Source organism: Mycobacterium sp. 852013-50091_SCH5140682, assembly GCF_001665685.1.
Taxonomy (GTDB): Bacteria; Actinomycetota; Actinomycetes; order Mycobacteriales; family Mycobacteriaceae; genus Mycobacterium.
This window is the reverse complement of sequence record NZ_LZTB01000057.1, coordinates 102456-118901: the sequence shown is the minus strand read 5'-3', so window position 1 is coordinate 118901 and position 16446 is coordinate 102456. Positions and strand designations below refer to the sequence as shown.

Below are 16446 nucleotides of genomic sequence, written 5' to 3'. Positions count from 1 at the left end.
GGCGCTAGGCTGCTCGACGATGGCCCCGACGTCTGAGCGCAGCCCCGATCTCGACGCCCTGTTGCGCGGTGTTGCCGACGGCGATGCCGACGCCTTCGCGGCGCTGTACGACGCGACCTGTGCTCGGGTGTTCGGACTGGTACTCAGGGTGTTACGCGACTCCGGGTACAGCGAGGAGACGACGCAGGACGTGTACGCCCAGGTATGGCGTTCCGCAGATGGCTTCGACCCTGCCGAAGGCTCCGCGCTGGCGTGGCTGATGACGCTTGCTCACCGCAGGGCCGTCGACCGGGTGCGTGCCGAGGTCGCGGGTAGCCGCCGCGAACTGCACTATGGCACAACGCATATCGATCGGGCATCCGATGTGGTGGCCGACGCGGTGGTGCTCGTCGATGAGCGCCGCCGGGTGGCTGGGTGCCTCGAGGGGCTTACCGCCGTGCAGCGACAGGTGATCGATCTGGCCTACTACGACGGCCTGACCTACGTACAGGTGGCAGAGCGGTTGTCTGCGAGTCTCGGGACCGTGAAATCGCGGATGCGTGACGGGATACGCAAGCTACGTGATTGTCTGGGTGCGCCATGAGCAATCCTTCCGAACCCGACCTGCTCGACCTCGTGGTGCCGTACGCCATGGACGCGGTCTCCGATGCCGAGCGGGCCGACATCGAGCAGCGCGTGGCAGGGGCGCCCCGCCCCGTGGCGGATGCCTTCCGGACCCAGGTGGCCGAGGTCCGGGAGTCGATGGCTGCGCTTTCGGCGACGACGGCCGCCACGCCGCCTGCGGGCCTGCGGGATCGGGTTCTGGCGGGTAGCGCAAAACCGGACCGCGGAACCCGGCCGCGTTATGCGGTTCTTGCCGCGGCGGCTGCGCTGGTGGTCGCGGGCGGGGCGTTTGCGGCAGGTTGGGTATCGCGGCCTTCGCCTACACCGCCGGTCGCCGAACAGGTGCTGACCGCTCCCGACGTGCGTGCCGTGTCGACCGGGCTGCGTTCCGGGGGCACCGCGACGGTTGTGTACTCACGCGAACGCGGCAACGGGATCCTCGTGCTCGACGGTGCCACTGCGCCGCCCCCGGGGATGGGTTACCGGGTGTGGCTGATGAAAGACGGCGTTCCCGTACCTGCCGGGTCGGCGGCCGGTGATGCGCGCACGGTCATGGTCGCCGATATCGGACCGGCCTCGGCGCTGGGGCTGACCGTCGAGCCACTGGGAGCAGCGGGGACAGCGCCGCCTGCCGACATGGTCGGCCGGGTGGTGCTGCCGTGAGGCCCGTCCCGGGAATTTGACCTCCGGCTCGCGCGTTTTCGCCGCTACCGCATTACCGAGGCAAAAGTCGACCGCCGTTGCTGGTCACCACTCGCCGCAGAGATTTGCTGTATCGGCATGGCGGTGTAACGCCTGATCTGCGTGGCCGATTCGTGTTTGCTCACCGGTGCGGCTGTCATACCATCGCGCGTATGGGAGCGGGGAAATGGCATGTTGTCGAGGACTATTGGGCTGAGCGTAGAAACTGTGTATTGACGGCCCGGTTAGCCATGAGCGTGCGCCGCCGGCGGGGATGACGACGACATCATCGGCAACGGTGTCGTCGGCAGTCTCGACGCGCCGGGCCGGATTGACGACGATTCTGGCGCGGTACTACGACGTCCATCCGTTTTATCGACTTGCCCTGCGGTGGGCGTTGATCATCGGCCTGACCGCGTTCGCGTTTCACGACAGCTTCGGCAGTCTGATCGCCACCACCAGGGCGGGCGGGATCGGCGGTTACGTGTGGACCGTGCCGGTAGCAGCCGCGCTGGTGGCCGTCGGGGTATCCCGACGCAACCGCACCGAGCTCCCGATCCACGACCGGCAGACCGACATCATCGTCGGCATCATGTGTTTGGGCTTGGCACTGATGATCCAGGCTGCGCTGCTCGACCGATACGCGCTGTACTTCCATCTGCTGCGGCTGGATCTGGTCGCGGCGTGGTTGTTCGTGTTGTGCTGCTGCATCGTGCTGTTCGGCCTTCGCCCGGTGCTGCGGTTCTTCTGGGTGTGGACGCTGTTCGCGTTGGGGTTCTCCTTGCCGTACTACCTCACGGTGGTGATCCTCGGCGGGGGAAAGTTCGCCGCGGGGGCGGCCACGCTGATCGTTGCCGCGATCGGCACCGGTATTGCAGTGGGCCGGACGGTTCGTCGTGGGATCATCGGCTCGGTGGGTGCGTGGGTGTTCGGATTCGCGGTGCTCATCACCATCAGCGTGGTGCATCCCGCTGCGCCGCTGATCGTCTATCAGCAAGTGCCCGCCGTGTCGGCGATCTGTGTGGTCAACGTCGTGATGTATTTGGCGGCGCGCCGCGGTGTTCCGAAGCGGTGGTTGGACCGCAGGGTGGAACCTCTTGCCGCCAGGCAGGTGTGGGCAGGTGTTCCGCTCGTCGTCGTGGTCGCGGTGGCACTGTCGTTCTGCGCGTTGCCGACTCAGGTGACCACGGCCCCGATCAGCCGGTCCAGCCCCGATGTGTTGTCGCCGGGCCAGCCGCTGGACGCACCGCAGGGGTGGTCGACGACAGCTCGCGAAAACCACCACGAGGTGCATCGGTTATATGGTGACAATGCTGTTCTGGTGCGCCAATACATGCGTGCGGACACCGGAAATCCGAGATGGGACAAGCTGGCCAAGCCGCGCACCCTCGTGGTCGACAGCATCGTCAGTGAGCGGCCATTCACGTTCGGGGTGTATCCGGCACGGGTCGTGTACGGGCTGACCGGTGCGCGGCTGAGCGAACTGCGCCCGGTGGATCTGGGCAACGGAGTGCACGGCCAGATGCTGTCGGTGGTGGACGACAATCTCCTGGTGACCTGGAATTCGCTGCAATTCGCTTGGGGTGACAAGGATCTGGCGCAGCGCGTGACGGTCTTCGCGGTCGACAATCACGAACCGAATGCCCCGTTTCCCCACCCGTCGGAGGACATCGCGTCCACCCTGCGGACATTGGTCACGCTGTTGTTCCGCGGCAACGCCGTTCTCGACGAGCAGACCCCGACCTTCAAGGACGTTGAGCTCCTCACCCTTTTCGGGCGAGCCTTGGTGGCCGCACAGTTCCCCTGCAGCGCTCGATGCCAATGACGTTGATGCACCGTCCTTACGGAGATAACGATTTCTGTGAACCCGGGCGCATCGGTAATGTCCCGGCTTAGGCTTCGACGTGTGACTGCACGGATGCTGCCGTTGTTCGCTGCTGTGATCGTGGTTGCCGGAACAGTTCTCCCGGGGGTGGCGACTGCTGCGCCGGAAGATACTCCGTCGCTGGCAAATTCGCCGACACTGAGCCTGAGGACGTTGGGTTCCGATCCTGACATCGCGCTCTACGGCGTCGAAGGCGTACAGGCTGTGACGGTCCCGGTGCAGCCGGGACTCACTGCGGCCGAATTGGTCGCAACCGCGGTGCTGCCGGTCAATGCGCGGGGCGGAACACTTGACGTCACCCAGGAGGACCGCACACTGGCTCGTGTTCCGCTGCCTGCGGGCCAAGGACCCATATCCATCCCGCTGGCCGGCGCCCGAGTCGTCGACAATGCGGTCACGGTGTCTTTGCGCAGTTATCTCACGCTGCCGGACGGGTACTGCGTCTACGATGCGACCAACCCGTTGCGGCTGGTCGACGCGGCGATCCGTTACACGGGCCAGGAACTACCGCCCGCCACGATCGCCGACTTCCTGCCGCCGGTATTGCAGAAGATCACGGTGTTTGTCCCGTCGAATCCGTCGAAGGCGGAGTCGGACGCGGCGCTGCGACTCGTCACGGCGACAGTGGCTCGCTACGGCCTGCAGCGCACTGCCGTCGACCTCGTGCCGACCGACGGCGGGCCGGTACCACCTCCGGCCCCGCTGGAACGGCAGATCGTGGTGCGCGAAGGACAAGCGCCCGGCCTGAGCCTGGAAGGACCCAATGCCGTTCCCACCCTCGTGGTTTCGGGGCCACCCGGGGAGCTGACCAATCAGGCCCGGCTGCTGTCCAGTGACATCTCGAAACTTGCCGTTCGCTCCAAAGCCGTCGCCGGGCCGTTGTCGACGACTCCGCAGCTACCCGGAGACATGACCACCATCCGCAAGCTCGGACAGCCAGGCGTCAATGCCACTGCACTGGTCAACCCGCGGGTGACTGTGCCACTGGACCAGACCAGGCTCGGCAGGTCTGTTCACGGCGTCAGAGTCCATCTGCAGGGGTCCTACACGCCACTGCCGTCGAGCGTGGCCGGACAAGTCGTGGTGAGCATCGGGGGACAGACCATCGACAGGTGGGCAACCGAGAGCGACGGCCGCATCGACCGCTGGATCGACGTGCCGGACCGGTTGTTGCAGCGCTACACGAATCTGGACGTCGCCGTGAATGCGGCGGGAAACACCGGGCGGTGCGGGGAGTTCCAGCCCATCACCCTTACCATCGACGGTGAGACGCCGGTGGAGAGCAAGCTGGCCAAGCCTCCGGTTCCCGGCGGTTTCCAGGCGTTGCCCCAGGCGTTGATGCCGCGTCTGGAGGTCGGGATCGACGACGGTTTCGCCAATCTGCGGCGGGCTGCATTGATCCTCACCGGTCTGCAGCGCCTGAGTGCTCGTCCGTTCGACACTGCAGTGGTATCCCGCCAGGACGCCATCACGTCTTCCAACCCCGCTGTGGTGGTGAGCCCCGATCGCTGGGACGCCGCGTCGATCGCTCTGCCGGTGTCGGTGGATTCGCAGGACAAGATCACCGTCGAGAATGTCGACGGCAGTGGCACATCGAGCACCCTCACGCTGGATCCGAAGATCGGATTCGGCTCGTTGCAGACGTTCTACTCCGGTGGGCGCACGCTGCTGGTCGCGACGTCCACCAACACCCCGGATGAGCTCGATCGGCTGCTCGGATGGCTCAACGCCGACACGGCCCGATGGTCCGGCCTGACCGGCAATGCACTGATCGCCGTGGCCGACCGTGACCCCATCGAAGTCAACACTGCGGCACCGCAACCGGAGTCGGTGGCGGCGAGCGGTGACCGAAAGGCGCTCTACCTCGGTATCGGTGCCGTCGTGGTCGTCCTCGCTGCCCTCAGTGCCGGGGCCGTCGCCTGGCGCGCCCGGCGGTCGCGGGGCTAGCCGTGACCGTGACCGTCGACGCCGACGCGGGGCGATGGGAGTCCTTGCAGTCATGGTGGCTCGGCCTCAATCCCACGGTTCGGCTGGTGTCGCGGTGGCTTCTCATCGCCCTACTGACGCTCGTCGCGTTCTGGGACAGCGTGCTCAACCTCATCGACACCACGTTGGCAGGCGGCCTCATCGGCTACGTGTGGATGGTTCCGATCGCGGGGTTGCTCGCCGCGTTGGGGGTGAACTTCCGACGGCGTACCGAATTGCCCATCCACGATCGGCAGACCGACGTCATCGTCGGCATCATCGGTCTGGGGCTGGCGCTCATGGTCCAGGGTGTGCTGCTCAAACGCTATTCGGAGTTCTTCCACCTCATGCGCCTGGATCTGCTGGCCATGTGGCTCTTCGTGCTCAGCAGCAGCATTGTGCTGTTCGGTGTGCGCCCAGTCGCCCGATTCGGCTGGGTGTGGGTGTTGTTGTCGCTCGTGTCGGCGCTGCCGTACCAGGTGGTCGTGATCACGCTGGGCGGCGGGAAGTTCGCCGCAGGAATCGGGACGCTGTTCATCGCGGCCGCCGCGGCCGCCATCGCGGTGGGACGCAATCGCAAGCGCGCGGCGGTCGGTGCCGCCGGCGCGTTCCTCTTCGGGTTCGTACTTCTGTTCGCCCTTGAGCTTCTGGCGCCCGACGCACCGGTCCTGGCGTATCAGATGCTTCCGTCGCTCACGGCGATCGTCGCGGTCGGCGTCGCGGCGTTTCTCTACACCCGGCGGGGGCAGCCCAAGAAAATACTGGACCGCAAGATCGAACCCCTTGCCGCCAAGCAGATCTGGTCAGCCATCCCGCTCGTCGTCGCGGTCGCGGTCGCGCTGGCGTTGATGCCGCTGCCGAAACAACTGAGTGTGACCGAGATCAGCGGCAGCGCCCCCTACGACCTCGTTCCCGGACGACGCCTGTCAGCACCGCCCGGTTGGACCGCCGTCGGGGAGCAGACCTATACCGGGGTGGCCCGCTACTACGGTGACGACGCGATCCTGGTGCGCCAACGGATGGTTGCCAATGTCGGCGATGCCCGCTTCGACAAGCTTTCTGCGCCACGAATACTCATGGTGGACAGCATCGTCAGCGAGCTGCCGTTCTCGTTCGACGCCTACCCGGGGCAGGTACTCTACGACACCACCGGTACGCGGCTCAGTGCGCCACGCGCTGTCGACCTCGGCCACGGGGTGCGCGGAAAGCTCTTCTCTGCCATCGACGACCGGTTGCTGGTGACCTGGGACGTGTTGCGGTTCGCGTGGGGCGACACGAACAAGGATCAGCTCGTCGACGTCTTCGCGGTCGACAATCACCTGCCCGACGCGCCGTTCCCTGATCCGCAGCGTGGTCTGGTGTCCACTCTGCGCAACCTGCTCACCGTGTTGTTCCGCGGCAACTCTGTTCTGGTGCAGCGGCTGCCGACATACAAGGACGCCGAACTGCTCACCGAGTTCGGTCGGGCGCTGGTGGCCGAGCAGTTCGCTCGGGCGGAGACCGGCCGATGAGATATCGCGAGACCTTCGACCCGGAAACTGTCACCGACGATCAGCGCGAGTACGCCCTGCACCGCGCGATCAACGGCCTGCGGGAAGACGATCCGGTGCATTCCGCGTCGACCCCGCTGCTGGGCTGGCAGAAGCCGGTGCTGTGGGGTCTGCTCGCGGTCGTGATCGCCTGCGGGGTGTGGCGGCCGATGCAGACGGCGGTCGTGCTCATCGGGCTGTGCACGCTGGCCTATCTGCTGACGTTGGGCGACCGCGTGCTGATCTTCAAGCGCGGGCTGGCGTCGCGGCCCATCGTGATCTCCGACGAGGCGGCCCGGTCGATTTCGGACGCCGATCTGCCGTCGTACACGATCCTGGTACCGGCGTACAACGAACCGGAGGTGGTCGCCGACCTCATCGGCGCGATGGACGCCCTGGAATACCCGCGCGACAAGCTTCAGGTGCTGCTGTTGCTGGAGGCCGACGATCAGGTCACCATCGACGCCGCCGAGGCATGCGGCGAATCCGACGTCATCACCATCCTTCTGGTGCCGCCGGCTGAGCCGCGCACCAAACCCAAGGCATGCAACTACGGTCTGCATTTCGCGACCGGAGACATCGTCACGATCTTCGACGCAGAGGACCTACCCGAACCGCTGCAGCTGCGCCGCGTGGTGCGGGCCTTCCGTCAGCTGCCGGAGAATGTGGCGTGCGTGCAGGCCAAGCTCGTCTACCACAACGGCCACCAGAACCTCTTGACCGCGTGGTTCACCGCCGAGTACGCGCTGTGGTTCGGCTATCTGCTGCCCGGGATGATGGTGAGCACGTCACCGATTCCCTTGGGCGGCACCTCGAATCATCTGCGGCGTGACATCCTGCGCACAATCGGTGCCTGGGATCCGTTCAATGTCACCGAAGACGCCGATCTCGGCCTGCGTATCGCGTCGCACGGATACCGCACTGCAGTCATCGACTCTTTCACCCTGGAAGAGGCCAACAGCGATGTGATCAACTGGATTCGGCAGCGATCCCGATGGTACAAGGGCTATCTGCAGACCTGGCTGGTTCACATCCGCCAGCCGCTCAAGCTCTACCGCACTCTCGGCCTGCGTAGCTTCATCCGGTTCACCCTGGTACTCGCGGGCACGCCGATCATCGCGGTGCTCAATCTGCTGTTCTGGTTCATCACGGTGCTGTGGTTCCTCGGCCAGCCCGCTGTGGTGGGCGAGGTGTTCCCCGTGTTCATCTATTTCCCGGCGCTGATCGCGATGGTCATCGGCAACTTCACCGTGATGTACATGAACATGGTCGCCCTGCGCGAGGACGACCGGTCGGATCTGCTGCTGGCGGCGCTGAGCGTACCGCTGTTCTGGGTGATGATGAGCGTGGCCGCGGCCAAGGGCTGCTATCAGATGATCCGGCAGCCGTCGTTCTGGGAGAAGACGTTTCACGGGCTGGCCGAGCGGCCCGAGGACACCACGACGGACGAAGCGGCCGCCGCATGACCGGCACTGCGCCGGCAGGGTCGGACCGCCGGCTCAAATTCACGGTCTTCTTCGTGTTCCTGGTCGTCTATCTCGCGGTGGGGTATTGGCTGCAGGTCCACCACGGATTCATCATGGGCGACACGCTGTCACGGGTCGCGGCCACCCAATCCGTATTGTTCAGCCGCGATCCGCACCTCGCTGCGCTGGGTTTCATCTTCACGCCGGTCGCGGCGATGGTGCAGATACCGGCCATCGCGCTGAGCACCCTGTGGGCGGACATCGCGGCACGCGCGTTCTCAGGCACGATCATGTCGGCCACCTTCATGGCAGGCGCAGCCGTGCAGATCCTGAGCATGGGCACCGATCGTGGTCTGCCCCGGGCGTATTCGCTGACCATCACGGTGTTGTTCGCGCTCAACCCGATGATCGTGTTCTACGGCTCCAACGGCATGAGCGAGGCGCCGTTCATCTTCTTCATGTCCTGGGCGGTGCGCCGGCTCATCATGTGGATGGTCGACGACGACGTGCACCACCTCGTTACCGCCGGCGGTATCGCGATGGGGCTGGCGTATTTGACCCGCTACGACGCCGCGGCATGTATCGGCGCTGCCGGGATCCTGGTTGGCCTGACCACCTATGTGCGCGCCACACCGCGCCCACGAATGCGGCGGGCGATTCTGGATCTGTTGATTGTGAGCGGGCCGGGCGCGCTGGCCTTCCTGGGCTGGGCCGCCGCGGGGTGGTTGATCACCGGTGAAGCCTTTGCGCAGTTCACCTCTCAGTACGGCAACACCGCGATCCTGGAGCAATCAGGCCAGACCGCACCGAATTTCGCGCACGGCGTGCAGTTCGCGCTGGTGTGCATCATGCTGCTGGCCCCGACTCTGCTCCCGCTGTTGCTGTGGGTTCTGCTGCAGCGATGGGGTCGACCCAACTGGCAGGTGCTGCTGGTGCCGGTGGCGTTGTTCGGTGCGGTGCTCGCGTTCCAGGCCTACAGTTACGCGGCCGGATCGACGTTTCCGTTCCTGCGGTTCTTCATCATCGCGATTCCGATGACGGCATGCCTGGCCATGCTCGCGGTACCCGACGGTGTTCTCGCGACGCCGACCCGGCGTGGCCGATACGCACCGGAGGTCGTCACGTCCACCGCCGAAACGCCGAAACGCTCGGCCGTACGCTACGTGGCGGTCGCGGCCGTCGTCGCCATCGGCATCCCCGTGACGATCGTGGGTATGGCCCAACCCGATTACGCTCCACAGGAATACGGGCTGGGCGCGGTGTTGAAACCGGATCCCTACAACGTCACGGTGCGCAAGGCCACCGAACACCGCATCGCCCGGACCTTCGGCACCGAACGCAGGATCGCCGAGTACCTACAGTCGTTGAACCTGCCCGACAGCTCGGTGATCACCGACACCGTGTACGGCTTCGGCATTCTCGCCGCGTCGCCACGGCCGCGGGTTTTCGTGATCCCGTCCGACCCGGACTTCACCGAGTTGCTCAACGATCCGAGCGCCAACGGCATCCGATATCTGCTCGCGGTGCCGCCCATCGGCCGCGGCACCTCCGATGCGCTCAATCTGCGGTACCCGACGTTGTACAACACTGGAGCCGACGTCGCCACCCTGGAGCTCGAGATTCCCAACGACGGTGACGGCCAGCCTGATTGGCGGCTCTACCGGGTCAATGAGCGCGTGGGGACCCGCTAGCCGGCCCCAGCCAGCGGGCGCAGTTCGGTGTCAGGGTACCGAGCCGTACGGCCGGCCACGCCTTAGTTTCGCTTGCCCGAGCAGCCACGACGGTACTCGAAACGCGGCGTGTCGCGTACCGCCATGTCTGCTCGGCGGGGAAAGTGGCGCACATGAGCGAGGAACTCGTGACGGTGTACGACGCCGACGGCAATGCGACCGGCACCGCTGCGCGGTCGCGTGTATACGCCGAGGGGCTATGGCACGGCAGCGCCGGCGTGCTGGTCCGCTCGTCCGACGGCAGCCGCATCTACGTGCACCGACGCACTCCGACCAAGGCGGTGTTCGCCGGTATGCACGACTGCCTGGCCGGCGGAGTCATCGATCCCGGCGAGACGCCGTTGCAGACCGCGACCCGCGAACTGCACGAGGAACTCGGCATTTCCGGGGTACCGCTGACCGCTCTCGCGTCGGCGGCATGGGACGGGCAGTGGGCGGGAAAACCCATGCGCTGCCACGTGTTCGCGTTCGAGACGTACTGCGACGGCCCGATCCGGCACCAGCCCGAGGAGATCAGCGCCGGCTGGTGGTGGACCGACGACGAGCTCGCCGCGCACCTGGCTGATCCGGACTGGCCGTTCGTGCCGGACACGCGGGTGCTCATCCCGCAGCTGCTGCGCTTACGTCAACACCCTTGAGCTAACGGTGCGGATGCTTCTTACTGGGTGGTACCTCACCTTCAGGAAGAATCCCGTGCACACCGTTTTCGAAAAGAACAGGCCCGCTGCCGGCCTCGTCGAGCGCTCACTGGCAAACACCGTGTTGCAGCCTTTCTGGCTGGATGACGTGCCTGCCCATCCCGGCTACCCGGCGCTGACCAGGGCGGCGACACACTACGACCTCGTCGTCGTCGGCGGCGGATACACGGGCCTGTGGTCGGCGCTGCTGGCCAAACAGCGTGACCCGGGTCTTCGGGTCGCCGTGCTGGAGGGTCAGACCATCGGCTGGGCAGCTTCGGGTCGCAACGGCGGTTTCGTCGACGCGTCGCTCACCCACGGCGCCGAGAACGGTCGCAGCCGGTGGCCCGATGAGATGGAGACCCTTGACCGGCTGGGCATGGAGAACCTCGACGGCATCGAGAAGACCGTCGATACGTTGCGTCTGGACTGCGACTTCGAGCGCACCGGGTCCATCTCGGTTGCGGTAGAGCCCTACCAGGCCGACGAATTGGCGTCCGCGCCGCTGGGGCCGGGGCAGGTGTACCTGGACCGGCAGGCCATGCGTGCCGAGGTCGCTTCGCCCACCTACCTGGCCGGCGTGTGGTCCAAGGACACCTGTGCGCTGGTTCATCCCGCCAAGCTCGTGTACGAACTCGCCCGCGCCGCAGCTGAACTCGGCGTGGAGGTCTACGAGCACAGCAAGGTATGTGGACTCGGACAGGACCGTCGTGGAGGGCCGCTGACCGTACGCACCGAGCGTGTTTCGGTGCGGGCCGACCGAGTGATCCTGGCAACCAACGGTTTTCCGTCATTGTTGAAGCGGTACCGCTACCACACCGTGCCGGTCTACGACTACGCGCTGATGACCGAACCGCTCACCGAAGCGCAGCTGGCCGACATCGGCTGGCGGCATCGGCAAGGCATCGGCGACATGTCGAACCAGTTCCACTACTACCGCATGTCCAAGGACAATCGCATCCTGTGGGGCGGGTACGACGCCATCTACCACTTCGGCGGCCGCATCCGGCCTCAGTACGAGGACCGCGACGCCACCTACCGTCGACTGGCCGGTCACTTCTTCACGACGTTCCCGCAGCTGGAGGACGTCACGTTTACCCACCGTTGGGCCGGCGTGATCGACACGTCGACGCGATTCTGCGCATTCTTCGGATCCGCGTATGGAGACCGGGTCGGATACGCCGCCGGGTTCACCGGGCTGGGCGTGGCGGCAACACGTTTCGCGGCCGAGGTCATGCTCGACCGGTTCAGCGGCACGCCGACCGAGCGCACCGAACTGGAGATGGTCAAGTCGCTGCCGCTGCCGTTCCCTCCAGAACCGTTGGCATCGGCCGGGATTCAGGCAACACGCTGGTCATTGGACCGTGCCGATCACCAGGAAGGACGCCGCAACGTCCTGCTGAAGGCGCTCGACTCTGTGGGGTTGGGGTTCGATTCGTGAGCACAATCGGTGACGCCGTCGACGCCGCGCGTCTGACGCTCGACCACACCCCACTGCCTCAGGAGTCGGTCGTCACCGGCACTCCGACAACGGCATACCGCGATCTCAATTCCCTGTCGGACGTGACCATCGGTGTTTGGGAACATACACCCGGCGTCTCCCGGGACGTCGAGTCCGACGAGGTGTTCGTGGTTCTCAGCGGTGACGCGACCGTCTCCTTCGACGACGGCTCCCCGACCATCGACCTGCATCCCGGCAGCGTTGTCCGGCTTCATGCCGGACAACGCACCACCTGGACGGTCCGCGAAACGCTGCGCAAGGTGTACGTCGCTTAGGCCCTTCCAAGCGTTATCCGCCGGCGAGAGTCGCCGCGATCTCCCGCGAACCTGCGCCCGTCCGGCGAAGCACGAACGCGACGACACCGAGCGCCACGAGCGTCAGCAACAGCATGAGAGTCGATACCGCAGCCACTTCGGGGCGCAGACCCACCTTCAACGACGAGAAGATATATACCGGCCACGGCGTGGACCCGGGCAGCTGAACGAAACTCGACACGATCGTGTTGTCCAAACTGAGCGTGAACGACATCAGGGCGCCGGCCAGGATTCCGGGAAACGCCAGCGGCAAAGTGATCTGGCGGAATGCGTTCCACTTGCCCGCGTACAAGTCCGCGGCGGCTTCCTCGAGGCGCAGGTCCGTTCCCTGCATCCGCGCGCGGATGATGAATGTCACGACGGCGACCGACATCACCGTATGCGAGATGACCAGTCGGACCATTCCGTTGTTCATCGGCAGGAATCCGGCATCGGTCCCCAACGACACAAACCATGGCAGCAGTGAAACACCCGTCACCACTTCAGGTGTGACCAGCGTGACGGCGAGAATCGCGGTGAGCGCGACCGCCCATCGGTTGCCGTTGCGCGAGCGCGCGAGAGCCAGCCCGCCGAGCGTGCCGAGCACGGTCGAGAGCACCGCCGCGCCTGCCGCCGCCTGCAGGGAGGTCAGTACCGAGTTTCTGATCATGATGTTGTCGAAGGCGCTGGTGTATGCGCCGAATCCGAAACCCTGCCACGCGGCGAGGATCCGCCCGGTGTTGAACGAGTAGGCGACGATCACGATGATCGGCAGGAACAGGAACGCGTACACCGCGATGCCCCACAACCGCAATCCGACGGCGACCGGATCCCACGATCTGCGTTTGCGCTGCGGGGTTGCGATTTCCGGGACGGGACGCTCGAGCGTATCGGTCATGCTTGTGCCCCTTCGGGAATCGTGACGCGGCGGGACCGCTTGATGAGTGCCTTGACGATCAATGCGACGGCGCCGACGGCCACCACGGTGGCGAGGATGAAGGTCATCAGGATGATGGCCATCGCCGATCCCAGCGCCCAGTTCTGGGCGATGTTGAACTGGGCGGCGACCAGCTGGCCCACCATGTTGCCCTGTGCTCCGCCGAGCACGGACGCCGTGATGTAGTCGCCCATCAGCGGTATGAACACCAGCAGGCAGCCGGCTGCGATGCCAGGCAAGGCAGACGGGACCGTGACGTCGATGAACGTTCGCAGGCGTCCCGCACCGAGGTCTTTGCTCGCCTCACGCATACTGGCCTCGGAACGCTCCAGTGCGACGTACAGCGGCATGATCATGAGTGGCAGATAGTTGTAGACCACGCCGATCTGCACTGCCGTCTGCGTATAGAGGATCGACAGCGGGCCGTCGGCGAGCCCGATCTTGTTCATGACGCCGGAGACAAAACCCTCTGGGGACAGCATGATCTGCCATCCCAGCGTGCGGACCAGGAAGTTGGTCCAGAACGGGATCAGCACGAGCGCGAGCAACACGGCGCGTCGGCGTGGGGCGACCTTGACAGCCAGCCAATAGGCGAACGGCAGGCCGATCGCCAGGCATATCAGCGTGCCCAGGCCGGCGATGCGCAGGGTGTTCCAGAACGTGGTCAGGAAGGTCGCGTCGCCGGCTTCGAGGTAGCGGTCGAAGGACATCCGCTCGTTGGAGCGGGCCGTGTAGATGTCGGGCTTGCTCCCGAAGCTGTACCAGCCGATCAGGGTGGTCGGGATCAGGAAGAAGAAGACCAGATAGGCCCACAGCGGAAAGGACAGGGCTGCATTCGATTTCGTTCCCGTGGACAGTCGGATCACGTCACGGCTCCCGCCTGCATGCGATTGAAGATCTTGACCAATCGGCCGGTGGCGTCGGTGACCTCACTGGGAGTCAGCCGATCCAGCGTGGCCTGGGTGGGGTAGATCAGGTCGATCATCGGGACTTCGTTCTGCGCGGCGAGTTCGCGCTGGCCGATCAGCCCGGTCGGGTAGCCGATGTGTTCCATCTCTTTCATGCCCACCTTGGGTTCGAGCATGTAATTGATGAATGCATAAGCGGCGTCGGGGTGTTGGGCACCCTTGGCGATGGCCCACGTGTCCATCCACAGATTCGCGGTGGGTGTCGGGAACACGAAGCGCCAGCGGTCCGGATCGTCGTCCTCCAGAAGGGCCAGGCGCACGTCGCCGTTGAAGGCCTGCATGAGCGCGAACTGGCGCTGGGCGAGCTGCGACGACACTTGGGACACGAATGCCGATATGGTCGGCGCGATCTTGCCGACCATGAACCGCTCACAGGCGTCCAAGTGGCGCTCGTCGGTGGTGTTCAGGTCGATACCGTTGGCGGCGAAGAAGATCGCACAGACCTCCCACGGATCCTCGAGCACCGTGGTCTTGCCGCGGGCTTCCTTCTGCGCGGCATCGAGAAAGTCGTTCCACGATGTCAACTCGCGGCCTATGGCATGGGTGTCGTAGACGTACCCCGTCGTACCCCAGTTCTTGCAGACTGCGTAGGTGTTGGTGCGGTCCCAGGGCTGGTGCAGATACAGGGGATCGACGTTGGAGAGGTTGGGCAGATATGTGTGATCAAGCTGCTCCAGCAGGCCGGCGCGCGCCATCATCGGAACGTAACTGCCGGTCGGCACCACGATGTCGTAGCCACTCGTGCCCCGGGCAGCGCCGAGCTTGGCCACGAGTTCTTCGTTGGAGCCGAAGTTGTCGACCTGGACCGTGACGCCCCGGCGCCCGAACTCCGCCAGGTTGTCCGGATCGTCGTAGTCGCCCCACGAGTAGATGTTGAGCTGGTCCTCGAGCCGGCCGTCCGGAGCAGGCGATGGCACACCGCCGCGCGAACAGCCCGACAGCGCCAGGCCTGCTCCTGCCACGGCGAAACCGGCCAGCAGGCTCCTGCGGGTGATTCGCCGGGAATCGCTGGGGGAGGCCAGGATCCGTAACTGGTCCATGCGATTCACTTCTCAGCCGCGACGGTGGACGGATCCGCGGGGAAGACGTGCACCGGGTCTCCGTCCCAACTGCATCGAACCGCCGAGTGCAGATCGAGTGGCCGGGCCGCAGCGGCGGGCATCCGCGACAGCAGCTCGACGCCGGATGCCGTTGTCACCACGTACTGCACCGTCTCGCCGAGGAAGGAGATGTTGGCCAGCGTTCCGTCGACCGCGTTGATCGGGGTTTCACCGGAAACCGGCCCTACTGAGATGGACTCGGCGCGCACCACCGCCACCACCGGCTGACCGGCTTGGTGGCCCTCCATGGCATTGCGATCGGGCCGGATGGTGTACTCGGGGCCGGTGAGCGTATCCGGGCCGGAGACCATGCAATTGAGGAAGTTCTGCTTCCCGATGAAACCGGCGACGAACGAATTGGCCGGTGACTTGTAGATCTCTGCCGGGGTGCCGAGCTGCTGAATCGCACCGTCGCGCATGACCACCACCCGGTCGCTCATCGACAGCGCTTCTTCCTGATCGTGCGTGACGAAGACGAAAGTGATGCCGAGTTGGAGCTGAATCAGCTTGAGCTCCACCTGCATTTCCTCACGCAACTTGCGGTCCAGCGCCGACATCGGCTCGTCGAGCAGGAGGACCTTCGGGCGGTTGACCAACGCGCGCGCCAGCGCCACCCGCTGTTGCTGTCCACCGGAGAGATTCTTGGGATTGCGGCCTGCGAAGGTTTCCATGCGGGCCAGGCGCAGCGCATCGCCCACCCGGCGGCCTATTTCGGCTTTCGGAGTGCGCTTTTGACGCAGCCCGTATGCGACGTTCTCCGCGACGGTCATGTGCGGGAACAACGCATAAGACTGGAAGACGGTGTTGACGGGCCGCTTGTTCGGTGGGAGTCCGACGATCGATGAGCCGTCGAGCAGGATGTCGCCTCCGTCGGGTTCTTCGAATCCGGCGATCATGCGCAGCAGGGTTGTCTTACCGCAGCCCGACGGGCCGAGCAGGGATAGGAATTCGCCGGCCCGGATGTCGAGGTCGACGCCGCCCACCGCGGTAGCAGCACCGAACTGCTTGGTGATGTTGCGTAATTGTATTGCCGCACCGGACTTTTGCGTTCGGGTCGGCGCCTCGGCGAGGGTGGCTTCGGTCATGGTGAATCCTTCGCTCGGTGGATGTG

At 65.3% G+C, this 16446-nt stretch carries 14 protein-coding genes; 10 read left to right on the top strand and 4 right to left on the bottom strand.

Going from position 1 to position 16446, the window contains the following annotated elements; all coding sequences use genetic code 11:
* Positions 1-19: 19 nt before the first annotated feature.
* From sigK to A5784_RS17325, 10 genes are all read left to right on the top strand, one after another.
* Entirely contained in the window at positions 20-583 is a 564-nt protein-coding gene (sigK, locus tag A5784_RS17370; RefSeq protein WP_064946144.1) for an ECF RNA polymerase sigma factor SigK, read from the top strand.
* Positions 580-1266, top strand: coding sequence for an anti-sigma factor (locus A5784_RS17365; protein ID WP_064946143.1), 687 nt, complete (start codon positions 580-582; stop codon positions 1264-1266). The genes sigK and A5784_RS17365 overlap by 4 nt, the downstream gene beginning before the upstream one ends.
* Positions 1267-1582: 316 nt before the next feature.
* Positions 1583-3109 carry a hypothetical protein gene (locus tag A5784_RS17360; protein ID WP_232006092.1) on the top strand — a complete coding sequence of 509 codons (1527 nt, stop codon included), beginning with the start codon at positions 1583-1585 and terminating at the stop codon, positions 3107-3109.
* Positions 3110-3190: 81 nt separating this feature from the next.
* On the top strand, positions 3191-5116 hold the full coding sequence (locus A5784_RS17355; RefSeq protein ID WP_232006090.1) for a cellulose biosynthesis cyclic di-GMP-binding regulatory protein BcsB: 1926 nt from the start codon (positions 3191-3193) through the stop codon (positions 5114-5116).
* 2 nt (positions 5117-5118) lie between these two features.
* On the top strand, positions 5119-6645 hold the full coding sequence (locus A5784_RS17350; RefSeq protein ID WP_082944903.1) for a hypothetical protein: 1527 nt from the start codon (positions 5119-5121) through the stop codon (positions 6643-6645).
* The gene (locus tag A5784_RS17345; protein WP_064946140.1) at positions 6642-8129 is read left to right on the top strand and encodes a glycosyltransferase; all 1488 of its coding nucleotides are present in this window, start codon (positions 6642-6644) and stop codon (positions 8127-8129) included. The genes A5784_RS17350 and A5784_RS17345 overlap by 4 nt, the downstream gene beginning before the upstream one ends.
* Entirely contained in the window at positions 8126-9820 is a 1695-nt protein-coding gene (locus tag A5784_RS17340; RefSeq protein ID WP_064946139.1) for a glycosyltransferase family protein, read from the top strand. Before A5784_RS17345 ends, A5784_RS17340 begins: the two co-directional genes overlap by 4 nt.
* 152 nt (positions 9821-9972) lie before the next feature.
* Entirely contained in the window at positions 9973-10497 is a 525-nt protein-coding gene (locus A5784_RS17335; RefSeq protein WP_064946138.1) for an NUDIX hydrolase, read from the top strand.
* Between the two features lie 55 nt (positions 10498-10552).
* A complete protein-coding gene (locus A5784_RS17330; RefSeq protein ID WP_232006088.1) occupies positions 10553-11977 on the top strand; it encodes an NAD(P)/FAD-dependent oxidoreductase in 1425 nt (474 codons plus the stop codon).
* Positions 11974-12312 (top strand): cupin domain-containing protein, encoded by a 339-nt coding sequence (locus A5784_RS17325; protein WP_064946136.1) that lies wholly within the window; start codon positions 11974-11976, stop codon positions 12310-12312. The genes A5784_RS17330 and A5784_RS17325 overlap by 4 nt, the downstream gene beginning before the upstream one ends.
* Before the next feature lie 13 nt (positions 12313-12325).
* Here A5784_RS17325 and A5784_RS17320 read toward each other — a convergent pair whose 3' ends face one another.
* Genes A5784_RS17320 through A5784_RS17305 form a run of 4 tightly spaced genes read right to left on the bottom strand, consistent with a single transcriptional unit; the run spans position 12326 to position 16420 of the window.
* Complete coding sequence (locus A5784_RS17320) at positions 12326-13228, bottom strand: ABC transporter permease (RefSeq protein ID WP_064946135.1); 903 nt, start codon at positions 13226-13228, stop codon at positions 12326-12328.
* Positions 13225-14133 carry an ABC transporter permease gene (locus tag A5784_RS17315; RefSeq protein ID WP_064946134.1) on the bottom strand — a complete coding sequence of 303 codons (909 nt, stop codon included), beginning with the start codon at positions 14131-14133 and terminating at the stop codon, positions 13225-13227. The genes A5784_RS17320 and A5784_RS17315 overlap by 4 nt, the downstream gene beginning before the upstream one ends.
* Positions 14130-15275 (bottom strand): polyamine ABC transporter substrate-binding protein, encoded by a 1146-nt coding sequence (locus A5784_RS17310; protein WP_064946133.1) that lies wholly within the window; start codon positions 15273-15275, stop codon positions 14130-14132. The genes A5784_RS17315 and A5784_RS17310 overlap by 4 nt, the downstream gene beginning before the upstream one ends.
* A gap of 5 nt (positions 15276-15280) precedes the next feature.
* Positions 15281-16420, bottom strand: a complete 1140-nt coding sequence (locus tag A5784_RS17305; RefSeq protein ID WP_064946132.1) for an ABC transporter ATP-binding protein — start codon at positions 16418-16420, stop codon at positions 15281-15283.
* Between the last annotated feature and the right edge of the window lie 26 nt (positions 16421-16446).

Excerpts from the sequence above, each read along its gene's own strand:
- A5784_RS17310 (WP_064946133.1), bottom strand. The coding sequence starts at position 15,275 with ATGGACCAGTTACGGATCCTGGCCTCCCCCAGCGATTCCCGGCGAATC.
- A5784_RS17365 (WP_064946143.1), top strand. The coding sequence starts at position 580 with ATGAGCAATCCTTCCGAACCCGACCTGCTCGACCTCGTGGTGCCGTAC.
- sigK (WP_064946144.1), top strand. The coding sequence starts at position 20 with ATGGCCCCGACGTCTGAGCGCAGCCCCGATCTCGACGCCCTGTTGCGC.
- A5784_RS17335 (WP_064946138.1), top strand. The coding sequence starts at position 9,973 with ATGAGCGAGGAACTCGTGACGGTGTACGACGCCGACGGCAATGCGACC.
- A5784_RS17320 (WP_064946135.1), bottom strand. The coding sequence starts at position 13,228 with ATGACCGATACGCTCGAGCGTCCCGTCCCGGAAATCGCAACCCCGCAG.
- A5784_RS17345 (WP_064946140.1), top strand. The coding sequence starts at position 6,642 with ATGAGATATCGCGAGACCTTCGACCCGGAAACTGTCACCGACGATCAG.
- A5784_RS17340 (WP_064946139.1), top strand. The coding sequence starts at position 8,126 with ATGACCGGCACTGCGCCGGCAGGGTCGGACCGCCGGCTCAAATTCACG.
- A5784_RS17305 (WP_064946132.1), bottom strand. The coding sequence starts at position 16,420 with ATGACCGAAGCCACCCTCGCCGAGGCGCCGACCCGAACGCAAAAGTCC.